Here is a 24842-nt window from a genome sequence, read left to right as displayed (position 1 = left end):
AAAAGAGAAAAAGATTTAATTTTCTTTTCTCTTTTCTGAAAAAAAATCATCCAAACGGCAACTTCCAAATGTTGCATTTATTAATTGAATCTAAGCGAAATTTAAAAAACAATTTTAAAAATTCATTACCCGAACTTGACAGACAGTTGGTAGGACATTTAAAAAATAGTTCTGATAAATACGACGAATATGCAACTAAAATAGATGATTTTCAAACTGAAAAAGAAAAAACATATTCGGACTGGTTTATTAATACAAAAGGAGACTTTGAAACATTTGACAAAGACTCAATACTTAAAATACAAGAACTTGAAAAAACATATAAAGAAAAACTAAAATTAGAAGGACCAGCAACCTATTGGGATGAAAGATCAAAAAAATTGAAATCGCAAGGATGGATTGCATTAGCGACCTTAGTTATATTAATTCTAATTGTTTGTTATTCATTAAGTGAGTTATTATGGAATACTCCTGAACAGATATATACAAGTTATTTTAAAGGCGACCATAGCGCCTCAATAAGATGGTCGATTATCTATATAACTTTAATTTCGTTTATGGCTTTTTGTATAAAAGCAATTTCAAAAGTAATGTTTAGTTCTTTCCATCTTGCAAGAGATTCTGAAGAAAGACATACACTAACTTATTTCTATCTTTCCTTACTAAAGGAATCAGAAATTAACACTGAAGAAAAAAAATTAATCCTACAATCTTTATTTAGTAGAGCAGATAAAGGTCTATTAAAGGATGATTCTTCACCAACAATGCCAAACGATTTAGCAGGGAAAATATTTAGTGGAAAATAAGCCAGCTGGTAACAGCCCGATTGCTCGGATTTATACTCAATCGTTAGCGCAGAATTGCTTTCTGTGCCCGCAAAGAATATTGTCAAAATCAAACTATTGAAAGTCAGTCATGAATGATTCGATACTCAATCCTATATTTTACATCCAACAACTGATGCGCTGTACGTGATTGCTTCGTTCCTCGCAATGACCTTTGCATATCGAAATTCTTTGTAACTCTTTACGTGGGATTCTTTCAGAATGACAAGATTGCGGAGTTTTATGCTTGCATAAAATGACATATAGAAGCTTCTATTTCTTATATGGATAAAAAAAACAACAGCAAATAGAGCAGAAAACTTAAATGAATTATATGGTAAAAAACATTCATCTAATAGACCAATTCAATACAAACAATAGTAAAACCCGATCGCTCGAATTTATAGACAATCGTTAGCGCAGAATTGCATTCTGTGCCCGCAATGAATATCGTCAACAATAAACTATTGAAAGTCAGTCGTAAATGATTCGATGTACATTCCTATAAATTACATCCAACAATTGATTCTCGGTACGTGATTGCCGCGCTTCGCTCGCAATGACCGCAGTTTGTCGAAATACTTTGTAACTCTTTACCTGAAATTCTTCCAGAATGACAAGATTGCGGAGTTTTATGCTAGCATAAAATAACTTATATGAGCTTCTATTTCTTATATGGTTCAAAATTTTGTAGCAAAGTGAGCAGAAAACTTATGTGACTTTTATGGTAAAAAGATAATCATGCAAAAGACCAATTCAATACAAACAATAGTAAAACTTTTTTTTGTAACTTTGAGCATAAGAAGTTAAAACATGGATATTCAAACATCTAAAATAGAGCTCGTAAAAATGATTCTCAATATTGAGAACGACCAATTCATTGAAAAAATTACAGCATTTATTCAAAATGAAAAAGCTGATTTTTGGAGTGAATTAAGTATAGTGGAGCAAAAAGAAATTGAGAAAGGTATTAAACAATTAGATGAAGGTAAGAGAGTTAATTACAAATATTTTTTAAAGAAAATCTCCTAATGATTGTCTTTTTATCCGAATTGGCAGAATTAAAACTTCTAAAACTCAATGACTATCTTTTGGAGAACTGGAATCTAAAAGTTCGTAATGATTTTATATAAAAACTAACTGCAAAAATTGAACAGATAGCAAAACAGGCCAAAAGTTGTCCACAATCTTCTGATTTTAAAGGACTTTATAAATGTGTTGTTACTAAGCAAACTACTTTTTACTATAGGATAAACTTTATTAAAAACGAGATCGAGATTATTACTGTTTTTGATTCAAGGCAAAACCCGATCGCTCGAATTTATACTAAATCGTTAGCGCAGAATTGCATTCTGTGCCCGCAAAGAATATCGTCAACAATAAACAATTTCAAGTCAGTCGTGAATGATTCGATGCACATTCCTATGATTAAAATCTAACAATAGTGCTCGGTACTTGATTGCCATAATCCACCTGCAAAAGCCAGTTGTAAATAGTATTACTAATTAGCTATTTTGCAATACGTTATTATAATATTACAATATCTATCAATAATAATGTAAGATCCAAACTTGCAGATTGCTGTAATATTGCAATTGATGTTTGAGTAGTGTCAAAAGCGCTAATCAACTTCAGATGAAAAACAATAATCTGTTAATTCCAATTTTATGACTTACTGCCTTGCAATTAAAGTTAAAGAAGGTTTGGTGGCTATCGCCGATACCTGTATCACCGCTGGATCAAATGTGTCAATTAAAAAGAAAGTACATGTGGAGCAACATGACGGACATTCTATTTTTATTATGACAAGTGGACTTCGTTCTGTTCGAGATAAAGTAATGTACTATTTTCAGGAATTATCTGAAGAAACCAAAAATTATAATAAGCTCTACCAAGTCGTCAATGCCTTTGGTGATCAAATAAAACGAGTCGCGAGAGAAGACAAAGCTTCTTTGCTAAGTGGCGGTTTGAAATTTAATCTCAACACTATTATTGGAGGACAATTGAAAGGTGACGAAACCCAGAAGTTATTCCTCGTTTATTCTGAAGGGAATTGGGTAGAACTAGATGAAGGCTCTCCTTATGTCATTATTGGAAATTCGGGTCAAGGGAAAGCCATTCTTAACCGAATAATCAATCCAGATACAACCATGAAAGAAGCTTTGAAAGCAGGGTTTTTATCTTTTGATTCCACACGTGTGAGTGCAAACAATGTTGATTTTCCGATTGATGTGGTTTTATATAAAAAAGATTCTTTTAAAATGTTCGAAAAACGATATGACCAAAAGGAACTCGCCAACATATCTGATTTATGGGCTGAAAAATTAAAACAAGCCTTGGTTGAACTTCCCGAAGATTGGATTGATTCTACTTTTAATAAACTCGACGAGAAGCTCGTGCCTACCAAATAAAAAAAATATCAATTAGTTAAATCCTATTCAGATGAAATTTAATGTACACAGTGAAATTACATATAACGTAGCTTTTCCAACTACCTTTATATTCAATATCCACGCAATTCGAAACAATAGCCAACAAATACTTACTGAATCCCTAGTATTGAACCCGCAATTGGAAGTTGAAGAGTTCTCATATAATGCAGGTGCAGGTAGATTTCTTAGATTAAAATCATTAGGAAATACCTCATTTACGATTTCGTATGACGCCACTGTTGAAACGAACTATACTATTTATGATCAGCGACAAGAGTTTCAAAATGTTCCTGTATCAGAATTAGATGGAGATATTATACCGTTTCTATTTCCCAGTAGATATTGCCAATCTGATAAATTACAAAAGCTAGCATATAAAGAATTTGGTGGAATCGAAAACATTTACTCAAGAGTACTCGCAATCACAGATTGGATACATAATAATGTAGAATACGTGAGCGGGAGCACCGACTCGCAAACCTCTGCACTAGATACCATTACCGATCGTGTTGGTGTTTGTCGTGATTTTGCACATTTAGGAATAAGTTTGTGTCGTGCTTTGTCTATACCTGCACGCTATCTTACTTGTTATGCATACACACTACAACCACCCGATTTTCATGCCTGTTTTGAAGCCTATATAGGAGGAAATTGGATTGTATTTGATGCTACACAATTGGTCCCTTTGAACAGCTTAGTTAAAATTGCTAATGGTCGTGATGCTGCAGATGCTGCTGTAGCTAGTATTTTTGGGAATGCTTCTTCGAGTAAAATTATTGTTTCATGCGAATTGGCCGAAGATAATTTCACCCCATTCTGGTACAATGAAAATGTATTAAATGGATTTTCGATACAGTAAATAGCCTTATAAACAAAATGTAAAGCAGTAGCCTTAAGTGTTTAACGCACTCAAGGCTACTGCTTTTTTTATAACAGTGATATTTTGTAGTACAATGTATTACTATAGAATACATTATTTCCTTTTGGAGAAAAGAATGTTTTGAGAAACTTTGCTTCCATTGTCTTTTACAATAGTTCGTATTTTTCGACGTAAAAGTTTATTATACCTTTACATTCTTCAATTTTTCTTTAAACATAATGGCGGCACTCGTGTATCCTCCTTCGGTTCCATCGACAAAATGAATGTGTTTCTTTTCTTTATCTTCGATGTAACACGACATGATGGAAGCATGTGTTATGTGAATACCATAAATAATTTTATTCTTGGCTTCCAAATCATCCAAAAGCATTTTCAATCTAGTAACTTGTTCCTCAGTACCAGAAATTACGGTATTTAGAAAACCATCCAGCATAATTGTGTCTGACAATTGGGTAACACGGTATTTGTATAGTCTACCTGCTTTGAAAAATTTAAAATAAAAAGTACCAAATAAAGTCATGAGCCAATTACTAATTACATAGGTAATTTGGTATTTTCCAATTTTTATTTTCATTTCTTTTCGGATATTTTCCAAAGAAGTATTTAGTTTTAATTTAATGGTAGAAATTGGATTGCGTTTCTCTAAATTTCCAAAAATAAAATCAATTTCCCTCATAATGATTCCGTACACATTGGCTTGGTCTTTTTCATCATCACAATCCACCAATAAGCAAACTACTTTTTTATCATTTTTATTTGGATAAATTTCGTCCCAACGGCATTGCATCCCCTCTAAATTGGGTTGAATATACTTGTTTGACTCATTGAAAGTTGGAACAAAATTTTCTTTGATTACTTGTTCTGCATATTTCAATCCATTTCCTATAATTACTGGAGTCGTCAAAAATTCATTGTGTCTAAGTTTTGTAATTTTCAGCGATACATCTTTCGAATATACTTTTTCTACTTCAAGATGACCTACTCTCAACTGTAATTGTAAGCTGTTTTTAATATGTCGACTATATTGATTCAAAGCCTCTAATACAGGTTCCAGTACTGAATTTGGCATGATAAACGTAGATCCATCTCCACCAAAAAAATATGGAATTTTAACACTATTATTTAGACTCTTTAACGTATTTAAAACCGTAATAATACTTCCTGTAGCGGTTCTATTCACGTCATTGTGTAAACCTCGAGATACAGCCGTAGTTGAGTTTTCAATATCTGTTACCACAATTGACCAATTTGGAGGCACTGTAGAAAATAAATTCTCATTCTTTAATAGTTCCGTAAGCGGAAGGTTGCTTTTAGAAATATTTTTATAAAAATTTATAGTATTGTTCATAATCACAATTGGGCTATTTTTATTATTTTGATTTAAAGATAAGATTTAGAACGAACAAATAACAAAATATACTAAAAGTTATGACTTGTTGAATATAATAAAAAATGAAGCTGCATCCAAAAATAGCTTACTACCATATATTCTTCTTTATCCAAAATATAAGTGGAACCATTGCTCATTTATTACCACCCCTTTTAAAAGGATAATTATTAGTGTTTTTATTATTGAAAACTGTAAATCCCTTTAGACATCACTCTTTTATATTGGCTTGAAATTCTACCCGAAATAAAATTTTAAAGAAATGAGGATTAGTCTTGTTTTTACTGGACTGATTATTTATAAAACTGCCTTTAATCCTTGAGAAAACTATATTTATAATAAGCAGTTCTTTAGTGGTTTTAATTCCTCATCTGGAAGTAGTTGCGGAAATATGTACAGTAATTATGGCCTTTGTATGCATGATTCATTTTACAAAAGAAAACTATGTAAAATAGTTTTTTTGTACTATAATAACTCTCGTCCTAATTGAATAAAAAAGTTAACATTTTTACAAACAATTTTTAACTTTGTCTTTTTTTTACTTATTTTTGGTAACATTTATTAAAATACGAAATATCTAAGTTCGTGTTATTTAGTTTCTCTATTATAAATCGTTCTCCCAAAAAAATATAATGATGCACAAGCTCTTACTTGCAGATGACGATATGGATGATTGCCTTTTTTTTCAGGAGGCAATGGAAGAATTAAGTCTTTCGATGACTTTGACAACCGTAAATGATGGAGTACAATTAATGAATTTTTTAAATTCTAATACTCTTGCATTACCAGATGCTCTTTTCTTGGATTTAAATATGCCTCGTAAATCGGGTTTTGAATGTTTGACTGAAATTAGGCTCAACCAAAATTTTAAAGAGTTACCGGTAGTCATTATTTCGACTTCCCTTGATACCGATGTTATTAATAAACTATATATTAATGGTGCTCATTACTACATCCGTAAACCAGGTGATTTTAATGTCTTGAAAAAAGTTATTCAAGAAGCAACAGAACGCCTAGAAGAAAACAAATTACAACAACCAGAGCGCTGCAATTTTATTATTGAATCCTAAAATTATTGTATTTTGAGTAAATCAAACGATACCTATTATTTCCTGAATGGTGGTGGTGAAATGGGTAAGCTCCTACGTGCCAAAGACTGGAGTAAAAACATTTTGGGAACTCCCGATACCTGGCCACAAAGCCTTCGTACTACAATTAGTATTATTTTAAACTCGAAGTTTCCCATGTTTTTGTGGTGGGGAACTGAGTTTACTTGCTTATATAATGATGCTTACCGCCCCATTTTGGGTAATGAAGGGAAACATCCTGAAATACTAGGACAAAAGGCTGAAACAGCATGGCCCGAAATTTGGACAATAATCAAGCCCCTCATTGATCAAGTAATGGATGGTGGTGGTGCAACTTGGAGCGAAAATCAGTTAATTCCAATTTTTCGAAATAATAAAATTGAGGATGTATATTGGACTTTTATTTACAGTCCTGTTTTTGATGAATCTGAAAAAATTTCTGGCGTAATGGTCATTTGTAATGAAACAACTGCCGCTGTTGTTGCTTACAATAAACTGAAAGAAAGCGAAGAACGCTTTAAGACCATGGCCGATAATATTCCTAACCTAGCTTGGATGGCCGAACCCGATGGTGACGTTTATTGGTACAACAAAAAATGGTATGAATATACAGGTAGTACTTTTGAAACCATGCAAAATTGGGGCTGGCAAACAATTTATAAAGAAGAAGAACTTCCCGAAGTTTTAAATCAATGGCAACATTCTTTAAAAACTGGAGTTCCTTTCGAAAGGGTTAGTCTACTTAAAGGTGAAAGTGGTCAATACCGTCAATTTCTTACGCGTGCGCTACCCGTAAAAAATGACCAAGGGAAAATTGTCAATTGGTTCGGAACCAATACTGATATCACAGAACATTTTGAAATCAAGGCTGAATTACAAGACAATAAAAATCAGTTGGAGTTTGTACTTGAAGCAGCCAAATTAGGAACTTTTGACTATAATCCATACACTAATAAATTGGCGGTTAACCACCGATTAAAAAAATGGTTTGGATTATCTATAACAAAGGATATTGAACTTAACCAAGCCACAAATGCCATTGTCAAAAATGATCAACCTAGAGTAATCAAGGCTATAGAAAAAGCATTGGATTACAAATCTGGAGGGAATTATGACATTGCATACAATATAATTAATCCCATTACAAATCATGAAATAACTTTACATGCTAAAGGAAAAGCATGGTTTAATGAGGAAAAACAAGCCTATCGATTTAATGGAACCGTAGAAGATATTACTGCTCAAACACTTGACCGAAAAAAGCTGGAACAAAGTGAAAATAATCTTAGATTGATGATTATCCAAGCTCCTATTGCTATCGCAATCTTGCGCGGTAAAGATTATGTTGTTGAAATTGCTAATAAAAATGCGCTAGAATTATGGGGGAAAACTGAAAAAGAAATACTTCATAAATCGATTATTGAAGCCATGCCAGAATTAATAGTGCAAGGAATAAAAGCGCTACTTGATGGTGTTTTGCATACAGGAGAACGATTTGCAACTACAGAATTACAATTGACTATGGTGCGATTTGGAGTACCAGAAACAATCTATATTAATTTTTCATTTGAACCATTATTTGATGAAGAAGGTAATACGAATGGTGTAATGGCGATAGGTTATGACGTAACCAATCAATTTTTAGCACGTCAAAAAATAGAAAAAAATGAACAAAATTTGCGTAGCCTTGTCGAAAGTGCCCCTTTTCCGATTGGAGTTTATATTGGTCGTGAAATGCGTATTGCATTGGCCAACCAAGCAATAGTTACGGCATGGGGAAAAGGTAGTGACCTTATTGGTAAACTTTACAAAGATATTTTACCAGAGCTCGAAAATCAAGATATTTATCAAAAGCTAGATGATGTGTACACATCTGGAATTGCGTATCATGCTAAAAATCAAAGAGTAGATCTTGTTACCGACGGTACCTTAAAAACTTATTATTTTAATTATAGTTTTACTCCCGTAGTAGATTCATTTGGTGCAATCTATGGCGTTATGAATACTGCAGCCGATGTAACAGAACTGCATGAAGCCAAACAAAAGACAGAAGAAAGCGAAAAACGTTTTAGAGATGCAGTTCAACAAGCTCCTACTGCAATGGTCATTTTTAAAGGAATGAATCATGTAGTGGAAACAGTAAATAAATCTTATCTTGAACTGGTTGATCGAAAAGAAGAGAACTTTTTGGGGAAACCTCTTTTTGAATCTCTTCCAGAAGCCGAAGCCGCAGTAGGAAGTATTATTGAAAATATTTATAAAACAGGTGAGCCTTTTTATGGTTATGAATTTCCGTTGACATTAAAACGTTTTGGACAAGAGGCCCTTACTTATTTTAATTTTGTATATCATCCATTAAAAGAGAATGATAAGGTGAACGGCATAATTGCAGTTGCTACAGAAGTTACAGCAACAGTTATTGCAAAAAAAGAATTAGAGAAAAATGAACAAAAGCTGCAAGTAATCATTAATGCTAGTGAGCTAGGTGTTTGGGAGTTGGACGTACTCACAGATGTTACCACCATATCAGACCGTGCTCTGGAAATATTAGGCATAGATAATGACAAAAATATTGCTCGCGAGGAATTGCTGCGAAATTTACACCCTGATGATAAGGATAAACGAGAAGCTGCTTTTCAAAAAGCATATAGAACAGGCATATTACAGTACGAAGTACGAATGATTATCAATAATCAAATACATTGGATAGAAGCAAAAGGAAAAGTATTTTATGATTCTGACAATTATCCTATTCGTATGCTGGGTACTTTGCGAGACATTAGCGAAGAAAGAAATTTTCAAACACAATTATTAGAAAGGGAGCAAAAATTCCGTTTATTGGCCGATTCAATGCCACAATTTATATGGACTGCTGATCCTGAAGGAAATCTTAATTATTTCAATCAATCTGTATTTAATTTCTCAGGACTTACACATGAAGAAATAATCAAAACAGGATGGCTCGAAATTGTTCATTTGGATGACAGAGAAGAAAATATTCAAAAATGGAAAGAGTCCATCACCACTGAGAGAGATTTTTTAATTGAACATCGTTTTCGTAAAAGTGATGGAACCTATCGTTGGCAATTGAGTCGCGCAATAGCACAAAGAGATAGTGATGGTAAAATTACAATGTGGGTAGGAACAAGTACCGACATTCAAGATCAAAAAATATTTACCAATGAATTGGAAAAAAAAGTTTCAGAACGTACCAAGGAATTGTATCAAAAAAATGATGCTCTTGAGAAAATGAACAAAGAATTACAGTCTTTTGCCTATATTTCAAGTCATGATTTACAAGAACCATTGCGCAAAATACAAACTTTTGCTACCTTAATAAATGATCGTGAGGCTCCAAATCTGTCTCAAAGTGGGAAAGATAAATTCAAGCGCATGCAAAATGCAGCCAACAGGATGCAAAATCTTATTCAGGACCTACTCGCCTATTCTAGAACGAGTGTTCAAGAACGCAAATTTGAAAAGACCAAACTTTCTATAATTATTAACGAAGTACAAGAGGATTTACAAGAAGAGTTAAGCTTGAAAAAGGCCGAAATTACAGTAAATAAAGATTGTGAGATTAAAGTTATACCCTTTCAATTTCGTCAATTGCTTTTCAATCTAGTAAGCAATTCACTCAAATTTGCACAAGAAAATAGTCCACCCAAAATAGCTATTATTTGTGAGATAGCCACTGGAGAAGAATTGCAGCAGGAACAATTAGTACCCGAAAATAAGTACTGCCGTATTAGCATAAAAGATAATGGTATTGGTTTTGAAGAAGAGTACAATGAAAAAATATTTGAAGTTTTTCAACGTTTACATGGCAAAGAAAAATTTGAAGGTACGGGAATTGGACTGGCGATTGTAAAAAAAATTGTCGATAATCACAACGGCTTCATTAGCGCAAAAGGGATCCATAATCAAGGGGCAACTTTTACAATTTATCTACCTGTTTAATAAAATTATTTTAAAACTAAAAACTCCGCAAAATCTATGACGTTGCGGAGTTTTTTTTATATTTAAATATAAGTAGTATTCGAATTAATTAGGACAAATTACTTTCATTTCAGTACGTCTGTTCAATTGATGTTGACTTTCAGAACAATCAACTCCATCGCCACAGTTGTTCAATAATTGAGTTTCACCATACCCAATACCTTTGATTCTATTTCTGGCAATTCCTTGTGAAACTACATAATCAACAGCTGCATTGGCTCTGTTTTGGGATAATGTCGCATTGTACTCCTGTGATGCTCTCGAATCAGTATGTGAAGAGATCTCGACATTGATTAATGGATTATCTTGCATAAAGCGTACTAGTCGATTCAACTCTTTTTTAGCTCCTTCTTTAATAAAATATTTATCCAAATCATATAGTATATTTTTCAAACCAATTGCTTTTCCACAATCTGCTTCTTCCATACAAACTTCTAATTTGACAAACAATGTAGTGTTTCTGTCATAGTCTTTGGTCAAAATTGTTTCTGTTTGAGAAAAGTAGCTGTCTTTTTTACCATACACTTCATAAGTTGAGTTTTTAGCTACATTAAAAATGAACTCTCCTTTATCATTTGTCAATGTGTTTTTTTGTTCTGCAATCACAAGGTTTTTTAAATTTACCGAAACATCCGAAAGTGGTTTAGGACTATTACACAGCACAACCTTTCCTTTTAAGATGAAATTCAAATCGGTATATAAAATTTCTTTTTGTAAAGTTATTTTAGGTTTAAATTCGTTTGAAACAGTCGAATTACTTTCCATTTTGATATCGTATAATTTTCCGTCAATGGTATAATTATCAGGTGTTACATTATTAAAAACCACAACACCATAGGTATTGGTAGTACCCGACTGTACCACATCACCTTTTAAATTTTTGACAACAACATCTGCCTGTGGTAAAATTTCTTTGGTATATTTATCTCTAGCAGTTACTGCTAATGAATAAATAGGACAGCTTGCACAAACTTTTTCAGTTTTATTCGATGTTAATTTTAAACTAATTCCAGCAAAAACACCTATTGAAGAAATATCACTTTTTGAAGTTTTCAATCTCGTCACGGGACCATTTTTCGGGTCTAAAGTGGTCACGTTTTGCCCGTTTGAACCAACAGTACTAATAAAAGGTTGGTAACTTGAAGTAATTCCCAAAGAAGGATCTGTCATCTCTTCAACATCAAAATGTCTCATGTAATAAGCCCCTGCATGTACTCCAAAATAATTATTGAAGAAGTAATTCACTCGTACTTGTGCTTTGGCAGTAACGACATTGGTAGCATTATATCCTGCGTGAAAATTTAGCAATTGTCCTAATGGTACTGGAGCAGTAGTCGTTTCTCTCAATTCGGTACGGCCTCCTTTAATGCTGCTTAACCCTGCCCTTGTGTTTAATTCGTACACCCATTTTCCATTACTACTTTGGTGTTTAAAATCGGGACCAATACCGTAGAAGAATCGTTTTATTCCATTTTCAGATAAATCAAAACTTGTAAGCAGGATGTTTCTGCTGTTCAACAATCCTTGTGTTGGATAAGTACTTTCGGGACTGTTGGAAATATAATCTACATCAGCACCTATACCAAACCATTTCCAGTAGTAATCAACAGATAGTCCGATATCGAGGCCACTATTGTAATCAATATAAGGTGTATTATTAGAATAAAAGGGAGTATCGAATCCTCCTCTTGGACTAATTTGAAAATAATTTTCATTTTTCAAAGCTGTATTTTTAACTACAGATTTTGCTGTTTGTGCTGAACCTACTTGAAAGAGCATACTAACTAAAAGTAGAGCAATTAATTTGAAGTGATTTAAAGTTTTCATAATGTGAGTGTTTTAAATTATTATTTTTAAATAACTCCTATTCAATATTTATTTGAATAGTGAGTGGTTTACATCTTTATATCCCCAACACTTCAATATTGTTACCCATGAAATGAATAAAAAAATATAAATATTTCTAAAACCCACAATAAAAAAACTACTAATCACTCATTATCAATAACTTAAAAATTTTATTTTATTTTTTTAAATATTAAATAAGTCTCTTATTAACCAAAAAATAATCTGTTTTTAAAAATTTCACTTATCGAAAAGAGACAAATACTCATACCTTTTCATCACTAAAATAAGCAATCTTATTTTTTTCGAAAATTAAAAAGCAATTGATACTTATTCTAGCATCGCTTCTGCCGACAAATACAAATCTTCCAAAGCTTTTTTAGTTTCTAGAGATGGATTTTGCCATAAACCTCTTTGTATAGCTTCCAACATTCGCTCAGACATATCTTTCAAAGCCCATTTGTTATGTTTTTCGATAAAAGCATTATTTTCTTTGTTTAGTAAATAAGCCTCGGTGATTCCTTCGTACATAAAATCTTCGACCAAATTAGTGGTAGCATCATAAGCAAATAAATAATCCATGGTGGCTGCCATTTCGAAAGCGCCTTTGTAACCGTGGTCCCGCATACCTTGCATCCACTTTGGATTTACTACTCTAGATCGATACACCTTCAACAATTCCTCTTTCAAGGTTTTAATTTTTGGATTTTCGGGTCTGGAGTGGTCGCCAAAATAAGTTTCGGGTGTACTACCTTTAATGTGAGTTACTGCAGCATTCATTCCCCCTTGAAATTGGTAATAATCGTCTGAATCTAATAAATCATGCTCGCGGTTGTCTTGGTTCTGAATCACCAATTCGATTTTCGACAAACGTTTCTCAAAAGATTCGTGTGCAGATGTACCTTGGTTCTTAGGACCATGATAGGCATACCCGCTCCAATTAATATACACTTGCGCCAAATCGGCTTGAGTTTCCCAGTTTTTACCATCAATTAATCCTTGTAAACCCGCACCATACGCTCCAGGTTTGGAACCAAATACTCGGTACAAGGCTTTTTCTTCTGCTTTGTCTTCACTGATATTCTTTTCTATCCATTCATATTTTTCTAATTTAAATAGAGCTTTCAATGGATTCATACTGTCTTCTTCGTCTAGCTTGGCCACTTTTTCGACAGCAGCATTGAAAAGCGAAATCACATCTGGAAATGCATCCCTGAAGAAACCAGATATTCGCAACATCACATCCACACGAGGTCGGTTAAGTTTTAGCAGCGACAGGACTTCAAAGTCAGTTACACGCCTATTCATCCCTGACCAAATGGGTTTTACTCCCATCAAAGCAAAAGCCTGAGCAATGTCATCACCACCCGTACGCATGGTAGAGGTGCCCCAAACGGATAGTCCGATAGAAGTGGGATATTCTCCATGATCTTGCAAATACCTATCAATGATGTTTTGAGCACTTTTGACTCCCAATTCGTAAGCCGCCTGCGACGGAATAGTACGCACATCTACAGAATAGAAATTTTTTCCAGTTGGCAAAATATCCAATCGTCCACGTGTAGGTGCTCCCGATCCTCCTGCGGGTACATAACCACCATTGAGTCCCGTTAATAAGTTCGACATTTCGTCTGTGGTTGCATGGACTTTGGGAATGGTTTGATTTTTTATATACTCAATAACCGCCAATGTTTCTGGTCCTAGTTTATCAGATTCCAACTCATTATAGAGTACATCATCAATCAAGTTTTTGGCATGTAATTCCAAAGTTTCAACAGCTTGTCCATACGTTCTACAAAGAATCCCCATGACCTCTTTATTGAAAATTTGCTCATAAACTACATTAAGTGGGTCAAAATCCAAGGTCAAATCATTTGCAAGTGCTTGCGTAAAACCGCTCACACCTGTATTGGGCAAACGGTGCAAGGCTACAATTAAATCGGTTAATTTTTCTCCTTTTGGATACTGTCCAAAAATATGCAATCCTCCACGAATCTGCGCTTCCTTCAGTTCACACAAATAGCCATCAATGACTTCTAGCAAAGCATCAATATCTTTACCATCACTGTTTAAATCGCTATGAAGGTTTGTGCTACTAACTAACTTTTCTATTTTCAATTTAATTAAATTAGCCCGTTTGGGGTCTAGTAAAGCCGATTCGTAATACTCGTCAATCAACAATTCCAGTCGGAGTAAATCGCCATAATTCTCCGCTCGGGTCATGGGCGGAATTAAATGATCCAAAATTACGGCATGGGTTCTGCGTTTGGCTTGTGTTCCTTCGCCAGGATCATTGATGATAAAAGGGTAAAAATGTGGAATCTCATGCAATATCGCTGCTGGAAAACAACTTTCTGGACTCAAGGCCAATCCTTTTCCAGGCAACCACTCTAAATTTCCGTGTTTACCTACGTGCACAATTGCATCTGCTTGGTACAGCTGTTGCAGCCAAATGTAATATGCAAAATAAGCATAAGTAGGAGGTAAATCGGGAGAGTGGTAAGTGGCTTGCAAATCGATATCGTAGCCTCTGCTAGGTTGAATACTCACAAAAATTTTCCCTAAACAAATTCCTGGAATTAGAAAATGTCCGTTTCTATAATTGGGAGATTCAGTTGGATGTCCCCATTGCATTTCAATTTTTTCTCTTAATCCCACTGCAATGCGATTATAATGCTCATAAAAATCGGCTTCACTGATTGCTATTTCAGCTTTTCCAAAATGGAGTCGGTCTTGGTCGTTGGTAATGTTTTCTGTCAAACGTTCAATCAATTCGTCTGAAGTTTTTGGAACATTCGAACCTAAATCATAGCCTGCTGCAATCATTGCGTGCAAACAAGCAACTGTACTTTGGGGAGTATCCAAGCCCACACCATTGGCCAATCGGCTATCTTTGTTGGGATAATTGGGTACAACTAATGCAATCTTTTTATCATAATTCTTTTTTTCTGCTAAGTTAATCCATGCTTTGGCTTGCTTGGCAACTGATAAACATCCTTCATCAAAAGCCACATAACGTACCACTTCTGAGTCGGTTAGGATGTCTTTGTCTCCAGCTTCTTTAAATGAAATGACGGTTGTAATAATTTTACCGTCAACTTCGGGTAGAGCGATATTCATAGCTACATCTGTAGGAGGCAAACCAAAGCTTCCCTCCTGCCATGTTGTACGATTGCAACTTGCCATAATGGCCTGCAAGACAGGTACTTTTAAGGCATCAAACAAACCAGGCTCATTGCCTTGGTGGAAAGATTGCAACGAAAATCCGGTAGTATTCACAATCACAATAGGTTGAGATAATCCAACTGATTCTAGTACTTCCAAAATTTGGTCTTTGATCGATTGGTCTCTGTAACTCAATGCCATTAAAGTCACCGCCAAAACACCTTGATTTTCTAAAGCGGCTGTCAACTGAATCATGGGATCCAAATTATCGGCTAGAAAATAACTTCGGTATCCAAAAATCAAAACTAGTGCCTTGCCATTTTGTTCTATTGGAGCCGTAATTTGTCCATATTTTGGATGATACAAAAATAAATCCGGCAAACAGATGCGGTCTTCAATAGCAAAACTCCCTTCCAATGTGACATTAAAAATAAACTTCAACGCTTCTTTGGTATTCTGATTTCCACCAGATAGTAAATAATTCCAAACCAAATCAACAGTTTCCAAAGGAACAGTAGACAATTGCATCAACTCCAAATCGGGAGTATCGTCACCGGGTAAAAATAGCAGCTCAATATCATTTTCCGCAGCACATGCAACAATAGCTTCACACAAATACGGATAGTAACCCGTTCCACCCAGTAATTTCAAGACTACCACTTTCGCTTTCGAAACTACTTCTTCAATATAAGTATCAATCGTAAGTTCTTGCTTGAAATAGGTAAGGTTGGCCATTCGCAGACTCGGGAGAGCTTCCTCTGTTTTTGTTAACGTTTCATAAGCATTGCGCATGCTGTACAAATCGGTATCTGCCGCAGACAAATACAAAAGATCTCCAGGACTTTGTTCTATATAAAAAACACCGTCATCATTTGGATTCCAACCGCCGGGTATTGTTGCTATTAAATGCATGGAACTATTTTTTGAAGTGGATAAGTAGCAAAACTATTAAATTTCGTTATTCTATTATTTTGTTGGTAGCTGTCTTTTTATAAACTGTAAAATAAAGCCAGTACTTGCCTTGCATCTGTAGCAATGTAGACAACAAGAGTCCGGATTATTAGGGAATAAAGAGTATTATTGTAAAAAACCAAGCAATCAATTGTTATAAATAGACTGCTTGGTTTTGTTCCTTAATGTGAATGATTGTGATCATGATCATGATCCTGATCGTGTGCGTGAGCTGCTGCTTTTTTCACAGGATCAATGTTTCGACCAATAACTACCAAACGGGTTTGGCGCAGTTCTCCTTCTTTCCAGGCACGATCAAAATAATAATCAAAACGTTCTCCAACACCTTGTAATACCATGCGCATGGCCTTATTTGGAATATTTACAAAGCCTTTGATTCTATAAATTTCTTCTTCTTGCACGCGTTTTTTCAAGGCATTTACCAGTACTTTAATATCAGCTGTTTCTGTTTCTGTAATCATCACCGTATGCATGTCATCATTGTGATGGTGGTGATTGCCTAGTTCATGGTGACGCTCATGAAGTGAAATACGGTCGTCTAGATTGTCTTCCCCAGCAGCTTCAATACCTAGCAATACTTCATTGGTAATCATACCATTGACCATAGGAATAATTTTAGCAGTGCTTCTTGCTTTACTTTTTACATACGCTAGCACTTCTTCCAATCGCTCTGGAGCAACTAAATCTGTTTTACTTAACAGAACCAAGTCTGCACAAGCCAATTGATCTAAAAATAATTCTTCGATTGAGGTATCGTGATCCAATGTCTCATCGGCCAAACGTTGAGCTTGCACAAGCTCTCTATCACAAAGTTCGCCAGTTACGACACCTACTGCATCTACTACCGTTATTACTGCATCTACCGTAATGTGTGGTTTCAGGTCTGGCCAATTGACTGCTTTTACCAACGGTTTTGGCATCGACAAGCCCGATGTTTCAATCACGATATGGTCAATGGTATCTTTTCTTTCGATCATGGTTAACATCGTTGGCAAAAATTCCTCTTGAACCGTACAGCAAATGCAACCGTTGGGTAATTCTACCAAATTGCAAGCATCATCTTCACAACCACCTTTTATTAGTTCGCCATCAACATCTACTTCTCCAAATTCGTTCACCAAAACAGCTATACGCTTTCCGTTGGCATTTTTAATCATGTTGTGTACCAAGGTCGTTTTTCCAACGCCCAAAAATCCGGTCACAATTGTTATAGGTATTTTTCTCATGTTTGTATTGTATCTAAATTTATTATTCGCTAGGTGCTACTTTTTTCTTTTTTTTATATAAAAATAAATTCCATTTTTCTTCCGCAACACCATGCTTATCCATTTCGGCTCTGGCCATAATGAAAAACAAATCCGATAAACGGTTGATGTAAGCCGAAATATACTCGTGTACACATTCTGGATCCTCGTGCATTAACGTTACCAAGCTGCGTTCGCCTCTGCGCATTTGCGTTCTACACACATGACATAAAGCCGAAATTTCATTTCCTCCTGGTAGTAAAAAATAATCCGATGCAGACGAAATTCCACTTTCCAAGGCGTCTATCCACTGCTCACAAAATTCGGCACCATCCTTTGGTTCTGGATTTGTATTGGCTTTATTAGAGTCAGACGGACGCGCTAAATGTGACATCATATCCATCAAATCTTTCTGAATACGGTGTAGATTGGGTTGCCATTCGTGGGTATCACCCAATTTGCAACGCAACAAACCAATAGTCGAATTGGCTTCGTCTAAGCTACCCAAACATTCAATTCTAGGTGCATCTTTAAATTCTCTTTTACCACCAAACACACCTGTTTTTCCAGTATCTCCTTTTCTAGTGTAAATTTTCATACTTCCTTATTTTTTGTTTCTAGTCTTACTTATTCTATTTCAAATCCACATAAATCTGCAACTGCTTTTGGACTGCCCAAATAGTAGTGCATATACGAGGCACTTACATTTTTATAACGGTAAAATTGTGTTGTAACAGCCATCCCTCTTGCATTGGTAAATGTTCCAATTGTATTTTGCTGGTGATCATTTACAAGACTTGAATAATGAAATTCATGACCTTTCAAAACTACATCTCCCATCTGAAAGCTGCGGTATCCCAACGTCAATTTTTTATTTTCTAGTGTTGAGCTAAAGTCAAATACCCCCACCAAATAATGTTCTTTTCCCTCCAGGTCAATCAGAGATTTGCCCAAATACATCATTCCGCCACATTCTGCCAAAATCCGACCGCCTTTCTCGGCATACTGTTTTACGGCCTCCAACATCGATTGATTACTAGCCAATGCTGCCGTATATAATTCTGGATAGCCTCCTGGAAAATAAACCAAATCGGCTTTTGGTAATTCAGAATCGTGCAAGGGGCTAAAAAAACATACACTACCAAGTTCCTCCAAACTGGCAATATTTTGAATATAACTAAAATTAAAACTCTCGTCCTTGGCCACTGCAATTCGTAACTTGCCCTTGCCTTTTGGTATAGGAATTACTATTGGTTTCTCCTTATTTGTAGTCGCTTTCAGTAAGGAATCCAAGTCAACCGTTGCTTCTATGACTTCGGCTATTGTATCTATCAAAGGATCGTAGGTAGTAATTGCACTAATCGATAACCCCAAGTGCCGCGACGGAATCTCACAATCCGAAACCATCGGAACATACCCAAACGAAGGCATACCTACATCCTCACAAGCTTCCTTCAAAAACTGATAGTGCGACTCGGTATTCACTTTATTAAAAATCACACCCGCGATCGTTACTTTTGGATCAAAATTCTTAAAACCATACAACAGCGGTGCGACAGAATACGCCACCGATTTGGCATTGACCACCAGTACCACTGGCAAATCCAATACCTTTGCTACAGCTGCGGTACTTCCTTCATCTTTTCGAGCACCATCAAACAAACCCATCACACCTTCTACACAAACAACATCTTTTTCTAGCGAATAGGCCGCATACTGCTCCAAAATCTCCGCTTCAGACATCATGTATAAATCCAAATTTAAACTCGGTTTGCCATTGGCCAATTCGTGAAATTTGGGATCAATATAATCGGGTCCTACCTTAAATGCCTGTGTACAATTGCCTCGTTTTTCCAAAGCTCGCAACAATCCCAACGTCAAAGTAGTTTTACCCGAATTGGATGTAGGAGCTGCGATGATAAACTGTGGTTTTTCCATTTGGATTCTTAATGCTTCTAATTAATAATATGAATTTGGGCGTGCCCCTTCGTAAAAACTACGGGTCGGGTTTTTCGTTCCCGCTTTTTTTTATTTGGTCAAAAAACCAAATAAAAAAAGAGCTCCACTACACCCCCTCACGCAAAATAGGAGGGCGACAACAGCCTCCTAAATAAAATATTACTTCACCCTCAACGGCAATCCCGACACCATAAACGTGGCATAGTCGGCTTGTTGGGCCACATATTGATTGATTTTTCCTTGAATATCTACAAAATTCCGTATCGATGACTCCATCGGAATTACACCCATTCCTATTTCATTTGTCACCACGATTACCGTGATGTCTTTTTCACAAAGCAAATCCCATTCTTCCTGTGCATGTGCAATGGTTTTGGCTACATCGTATTGGTACGCATCAAAAATATTTGTAATCCAGAGCGTAATGCAATCCATCAGCACCACATTACCTTGAAAAATTACACTACCAATATTTATTTCTTCTTCGATAGTATGCCAAGCATCACTTCTTCTATTTTTATGAACAGTGATACGTTTTTCAAAAGCATCATCCCAAATTTTTGAAGTTGCCAAATAATTAGGCGCTTCTGATAAGCTCAAAGCTACCGATTCGGCATATTCACTTTTACCAGAACGTTGCCCACCAGATACAAAATGTATGGTTGCTTTTTTCATCTTAGTATAGTAAAGGTTCGTAATCCGCGCTAATTTTATAAGCAAATTTTTGTGCAAAAGCCAATTTAACTCCACCTCTTTCTGCATCAATCACTCGTTTGTGCTGTATTGATTTACAGTACATTTTGAAACCCAAAACAGCTTGATCAAAAGCATTCCCTTCCTCTGATGTGAATTTCCCATCTGTAACCATAATCAACTCTTGATTTTGGTTGTTATCTTGTCGTATAATTTCTTTTACTGCTTTAAATGCTGCTACTACATCTGTTTTTCCACCTGTTTCTATAGCATTCAAGGCAAGTGTAAATTCTTTTGTACTTTTTAGTTTTCGAGCCAAAACCTCTGCTTTATTATTAGAAATACTTACTAAAGAGAACAATGGATTCTTTCCCTTCTCTTGATCGGCTATCTTTTGTACCACTCCTTTTGCGTAAGCGATCACTTTGTCTTTCAACATCGATCCGCTGGAATCCAGTAAAAAAATAAGGTGTCTTTGCATTGGTTGTGCTTGTGCTTTGTGTTGCAATTCAAAACGATCTGTTGCGATATAATTGCAGACAGTCTTTTTTATATCTACACTTTGTTTTTGGGTAGCAAAGGCTTTTTTAATTGTGCCTTGTTCGTTCCCAATTGCAGAACTATCTTTGGAAACCTCATTAACGTCTACACTACTTTTTTTTAATTCCATGTTGGGCAGTACTGATTCAAATACTTGCTGCCTTCCTTGTAGCTTTGATTGATTTTCTTGCGGTTGTTCTTCTTGCGATGGGCTAGAATCCGACTCTGGGTTTGCCTTATCATTATTTGAACGATGGTTTAATACCAAATCTTTTATTAGTTGCACGTGAGCAACAGTCACCAGCGTATCTCCAACATAAGCAGTATAAGCTCTTGCTGTTTTCAATAACAAAATATCGGCGCGATGCCCTTCTACCTGATGATTTAAAACTAAGTCAACAATTTCTTCATATACAGCTTCATCAATTTTTATTCCATGTAACAATGCGATGGCTGCTTTTATACTGTGGTATACGTTTTGCTCTTGCTCAAAAAATAAACGTACAAATGCTGGTGCATCATCATCAAATGCCAATCTATTTTTTATAATTTGCAAACGTTCGCTAGCTTTAAGGTTAGTTTTTACCTGAACACTCAACCCAAAACGATCCTGCAATTGCGGACGCAATGAACCCTCTTCGGGATTCATCGAACCGATCAAACAAAAACGACTTTCCAAATAAACGGAGAGTCCTTCGCGCTCTAAATAATACCCACCAGAAGCCGCAGCATCCAACAGGCTATCCATCAAATAATCGTTTAATAAATTAACTTCGTCAATATATAAACATCCTTTATTGGCTTTCGATAATAAACCCGGAACAACTTGTTCTTTTTTGTCGTTGATTAATTTTTCTAGATGTATATGACCCAACACTCGATCTTCTGAAGCTCCAATTGGTAGATTGACAAAAGGAAAATCCTCTTGATTCTCCATCAATCCAGCCAGCGACCGAATTAAGGTTGTTTTCCCCGTCCCTTTGTCTCCTACGGCCAAAACCCCTCCGATACTAGGATCGATGCAATTGAGGAGCAATGCCAATTTAAAATCATCTTGCCCTACTATGGCCGTAAAAGGATATGTTATTTTTTTCATATTATACGTTGATTGTATTGTATAACCAAAATATTCCGATGAGCATGGATGCCAACCCAGCAATACCATTCATCCATTTGAATACAGCTACATTTTTTTCTAAAAAGCGACTCATTACAGCAATCAAACTATAACTGTAAACCCCCATCGCAATAATGATTCCGAGTGACTCAACACAAAGTATTATGATTGCGTCCCCTGTGGTCGCTGCGCTCAATACCAAGGCAGATGTTAAAGCACCTCCAGTTCCTGCCAAACCATGTAACATACCAACCCAAAAGGATCGATTCATGGGGTTTACTCCAATTTCTTCCCCCGATTTTCCGTGTAAATGTATCGCTTTATCTACATGTGCATGATCATCAATTTGTTTGTGTTGCTCAATTATGGCTGCAATTTTGTAATTACGTCTGATAGCTACAATACCCAACCAAATCATAATTGGACCCACAAATAAATCTGCCCAGAATGAAATACTCCCTACAAAATGTTCCAAAGAGGATTTAAAAATAAGTGCTATACCTCCAAACAATAACAAAGTTGCCGAATGACCAATTGCCCATTGTGATGCTCTAAACATTGTTTTTATAGATAGTTTTTTTTTACTTACTGCATTCTCTGCCGCCAATGCCGAAATAGCGGTTACATGATCAGGTTCAAATGAGTGCAACACTCCAGCCATCAATGGCCTAATTAAGTTTACTCCTAACATTATTTGATGTATTTGATGATTTCTCCATTTTTTCCAACTAAAAAGAGATTTAATTCGGTTTTACTCATGATTTTATGACTGTGTTGGTAACAATGTTTTAGCATTACTTGATAAAATATTTCTTCTTGTTCGAAAGGAAAAATTTCAATCAAACGTCCCCCCATATTCAGATCTAGAATAGCTTCTGCAATCTCATTTGTACAATATCCTGATTCTTGTGCCAACTCCACCACAAATTCTTTATCCCAACTTGATACACAGCTGTGCGTATCGGTACGACCTCCTGCTAGTTTTACTGCCTTGCCCAACATAATACCGATACTCACTTTTTGAATAGCCGAATTTTTAATTTTCTCTAAGGTTTCTCCAATCCAATTTCCGTAATGAATAAATGACTGCTCAATTAAATCGGGAAATAACCCTCGAATAAATTTTTCACTTCTCGCTCCTGAGTTGATGACCAGCTCGAGTATACCATTGGCAACAGCAACATCTACTCCTTGCTCGATACTTGCAATGTAGGACGAAGCCGAATAAGGTTTCACTATTCCAGAAGTCCCTAGAATTGAGAGGCCATTCATAATTCCAACTCTTTCATTCAAGGTTCGTTTGGCCAATGCCTTTCCATTCACCACAAAAACTGAAATAATGACACCCAATTCCAAATCGTAATCGTGCAATAGTTTTTGTACCGCACTAGTCATCATTTTTCTAGGCACAGGATTAATCGCAGGTTCACCAACGGCCAATTCCAAACCAGGTAGCGTTACGGTCCCGACTCCTTCTCCTCCCACAAACTGAATCGATCTGTCGGTGGTCAATTGTATTTCGCAACCTACCTCTGCTCCATTGGTTACGTCGGGATCGTCTCCTGCATCTTTGATTACAGAAGCTTTAGCCCAATTTTCTGTATATTCATTGCTATGTATCTTTATTTCTAATACTTTATCTATTGGCAATTGTACCTTTACATGATACTGATGGCACTGCTTTATAATGGATATCAAAGCTGCTTTGACTGCCGCCGTCGCAGAAGTTCCGGTAGTGAATCCGTCACGTAAAGGTCCATCTGGTATTTTTTCTAATCCCATTTTTTATACTTTTCGTATCGTATTTTCTAATGCTTCTTTGCTTTCCATCAAGATAAAATGAGCTGGTAATATTGGTTTTTTGATGATTAAAATCGGGATACCACAGTGTGATGCAGCAGCAATTTTTAGTGACAACGAACCGCTTTCGCCACTTTCTTTGGTAACCATAAACTCAATTCCTAAGGATTGTATTAGCTTTATTTCATTTTCTATTATTTTGTTTGGCATACCCAAAATCAATTGACTTTCTGGAAACTGACTTTCCAAAGCCATATCAATTGATGATTGTCTGTCTAAAATTCGAAAATAGCTACACTGCTCTTTCCAAAAATACTGCAGACGAGAAATGGTTTGTACACCTGTTAAAAACAAGCCTTTTTTATGGCTAAAGTTTTGCTTCAACTCTGTTTTTAATCCTTCGTAACTGTCTAGATAATTTACATTTTGTTCTTTTTGCCTTAAGGGATATTCGCGTTGCAAACGATAAACAGGAATTTGATGCTGTACCGCAGCAATTGCAATAGTTTGGTGCAACACTTCAGCAAAAGGATGTGAGGCATGAACAATCATCTTAATACCACTATTTTGTATATAATTACTTAGACCTTTTACTGTAAAAGCTCCAAAGCGATACGTTCCAAAATCTCCAACGACAGGTTCGATTTCTGTTTTTGTAGAATATACAAACGGCTTTCGAAGTGTATTTAACACTTCAATTACTTGTTTCCCTTCCGTTGTTCCTCCAAATACTAAAATCATGGTTGTTAAATTTGAATTATGGTTGTTTTCACGACAGTTTGAATGCTATTAAGTTTACCTATTTAAAATTGCTAATCAATATATATTTTGGTTTATTCTTTTTAATAGAATTAAAATCTTAACGTATTGAAACCTATATTGAGTTCATGCTCCCAT

The 24842-nt window shown here is 35.6% G+C and carries 17 protein-coding genes; 6 read left to right on the top strand and 11 right to left on the bottom strand.

Translation table 11 applies throughout. From position 1 onward, the window contains the following. The 4 genes from M2326_RS09835 to M2326_RS09820 form a co-directional block, all read left to right on the top strand. On the top strand, positions 1-806 hold an 806-nt coding region (locus M2326_RS09835; protein WP_264619390.1), incomplete at its 5' end, for a DUF6161 domain-containing protein. Between the two features lie 831 nt (positions 807-1637). Further along, positions 1638-1856 carry a hypothetical protein gene (locus M2326_RS09830; RefSeq protein ID WP_264619389.1) on the top strand — a complete coding sequence of 73 codons (219 nt, stop codon included), beginning with the start codon at positions 1638-1640 and terminating at the stop codon, positions 1854-1856. Positions 1857-2491: 635 nt separating this feature from the next. After that, positions 2492-3235, top strand: a complete 744-nt coding sequence (locus tag M2326_RS09825) for a proteasome-type protease (protein WP_264619388.1) — start codon at positions 2492-2494, stop codon at positions 3233-3235. A 31-nt stretch (positions 3236-3266) separates the two neighbouring features. Next, the gene (locus M2326_RS09820) at positions 3267-4115 is read left to right on the top strand and encodes a transglutaminase-like domain-containing protein (protein ID WP_264619387.1); all 849 of its coding nucleotides are present in this window, start codon (positions 3267-3269) and stop codon (positions 4113-4115) included. 202 nt (positions 4116-4317) lie between these two features. Here the strand turns inward: M2326_RS09820 and M2326_RS09815 are convergent, their stop codons facing one another. Continuing rightward, on the bottom strand, positions 4318-5484 hold the full coding sequence (locus M2326_RS09815) for a DUF3095 domain-containing protein (protein ID WP_264619386.1): 1167 nt from the start codon (positions 5482-5484) through the stop codon (positions 4318-4320). A gap of 671 nt (positions 5485-6155) precedes the next feature. Here M2326_RS09815 and M2326_RS09810 point away from each other — a divergent pair. Together M2326_RS09810 and M2326_RS09805 are read left to right on the top strand one after the other, a co-directional pair. Next, positions 6156-6593, top strand: a complete 438-nt coding sequence (locus M2326_RS09810) for a response regulator (protein ID WP_264619385.1) — start codon at positions 6156-6158, stop codon at positions 6591-6593. A 12-nt stretch (positions 6594-6605) separates the two neighbouring features. Continuing rightward, positions 6606-10571, top strand: a complete 3966-nt coding sequence (locus tag M2326_RS09805) for a PAS domain-containing protein (RefSeq protein WP_264619384.1) — start codon at positions 6606-6608, stop codon at positions 10569-10571. Between the two features lie 84 nt (positions 10572-10655). On the opposite strand, the gene M2326_RS09800 is transcribed toward M2326_RS09805, so the two are convergent. The 10 genes from M2326_RS09800 to M2326_RS09755 all read right to left on the bottom strand — a co-directional run bounded on the left by M2326_RS09800 (position 10656) and on the right by M2326_RS09755 (position 24686). Next, positions 10656-12437 (bottom strand): OmpA family protein, encoded by a 1782-nt coding sequence (locus M2326_RS09800; protein WP_264619383.1) that lies wholly within the window; start codon positions 12435-12437, stop codon positions 10656-10658. 348 nt (positions 12438-12785) lie between these two features. Next, positions 12786-16532 carry a cobaltochelatase subunit CobN gene (gene cobN, locus M2326_RS09795; RefSeq protein ID WP_264619382.1) on the bottom strand — a complete coding sequence of 1249 codons (3747 nt, stop codon included), beginning with the start codon at positions 16530-16532 and terminating at the stop codon, positions 12786-12788. 221 nt (positions 16533-16753) lie between these two features. Continuing rightward, positions 16754-17818: a cobalamin biosynthesis protein CobW gene (gene cobW / locus M2326_RS09790; RefSeq protein WP_264619381.1), complete on the bottom strand. Its 1065-nt coding sequence runs from the start codon at positions 17816-17818 to the stop codon at positions 16754-16756. Between the two features lie 22 nt (positions 17819-17840). Continuing rightward, positions 17841-18434 (bottom strand): cob(I)yrinic acid a,c-diamide adenosyltransferase, encoded by a 594-nt coding sequence (locus M2326_RS09785; RefSeq protein ID WP_264619380.1) that lies wholly within the window; start codon positions 18432-18434, stop codon positions 17841-17843. A 29-nt stretch (positions 18435-18463) separates the two neighbouring features. Next, a complete protein-coding gene (locus M2326_RS09780; RefSeq protein ID WP_264619379.1) occupies positions 18464-19774 on the bottom strand; it encodes a cobyrinate a,c-diamide synthase in 1311 nt (436 codons plus the stop codon). A 180-nt stretch (positions 19775-19954) separates the two neighbouring features. After that, the gene (locus tag M2326_RS09775; protein ID WP_264619378.1) at positions 19955-20470 is read right to left on the bottom strand and encodes a bifunctional adenosylcobinamide kinase/adenosylcobinamide-phosphate guanylyltransferase; all 516 of its coding nucleotides are present in this window, start codon (positions 20468-20470) and stop codon (positions 19955-19957) included. A 1-nt stretch (position 20471) separates the two neighbouring features. Beyond that, a complete protein-coding gene (locus M2326_RS09770) occupies positions 20472-22124 on the bottom strand; it encodes an AAA family ATPase (protein ID WP_264619377.1) in 1653 nt (550 codons plus the stop codon). 1 nt (position 22125) lies between these two features. Next, positions 22126-22836 carry a sulfite exporter TauE/SafE family protein gene (locus M2326_RS09765; protein ID WP_264619376.1) on the bottom strand — a complete coding sequence of 237 codons (711 nt, stop codon included), beginning with the start codon at positions 22834-22836 and terminating at the stop codon, positions 22126-22128. Beyond that, positions 22836-23927 (bottom strand): cobalt-precorrin-5B (C(1))-methyltransferase CbiD, encoded by a 1092-nt coding sequence (gene cbiD / locus M2326_RS09760; protein WP_264619375.1) that lies wholly within the window; start codon positions 23925-23927, stop codon positions 22836-22838. The genes M2326_RS09765 and cbiD overlap by 1 nt, the downstream gene beginning before the upstream one ends. 3 nt (positions 23928-23930) lie before the next feature. Further along, entirely contained in the window at positions 23931-24686 is a 756-nt protein-coding gene (locus tag M2326_RS09755; protein ID WP_264619374.1) for a precorrin-6A/cobalt-precorrin-6A reductase, read from the bottom strand. Positions 24687-24842: the final 156 nt, after the last annotated feature.

It is taken from the genome of Flavobacterium psychraerolatum (assembly GCF_025960985.1).
In the GTDB taxonomy this organism is placed as follows: domain Bacteria; phylum Bacteroidota; class Bacteroidia; order Flavobacteriales; family Flavobacteriaceae; genus Flavobacterium.
This window is presented reverse-complemented; position numbering and strand designations above follow the sequence as displayed.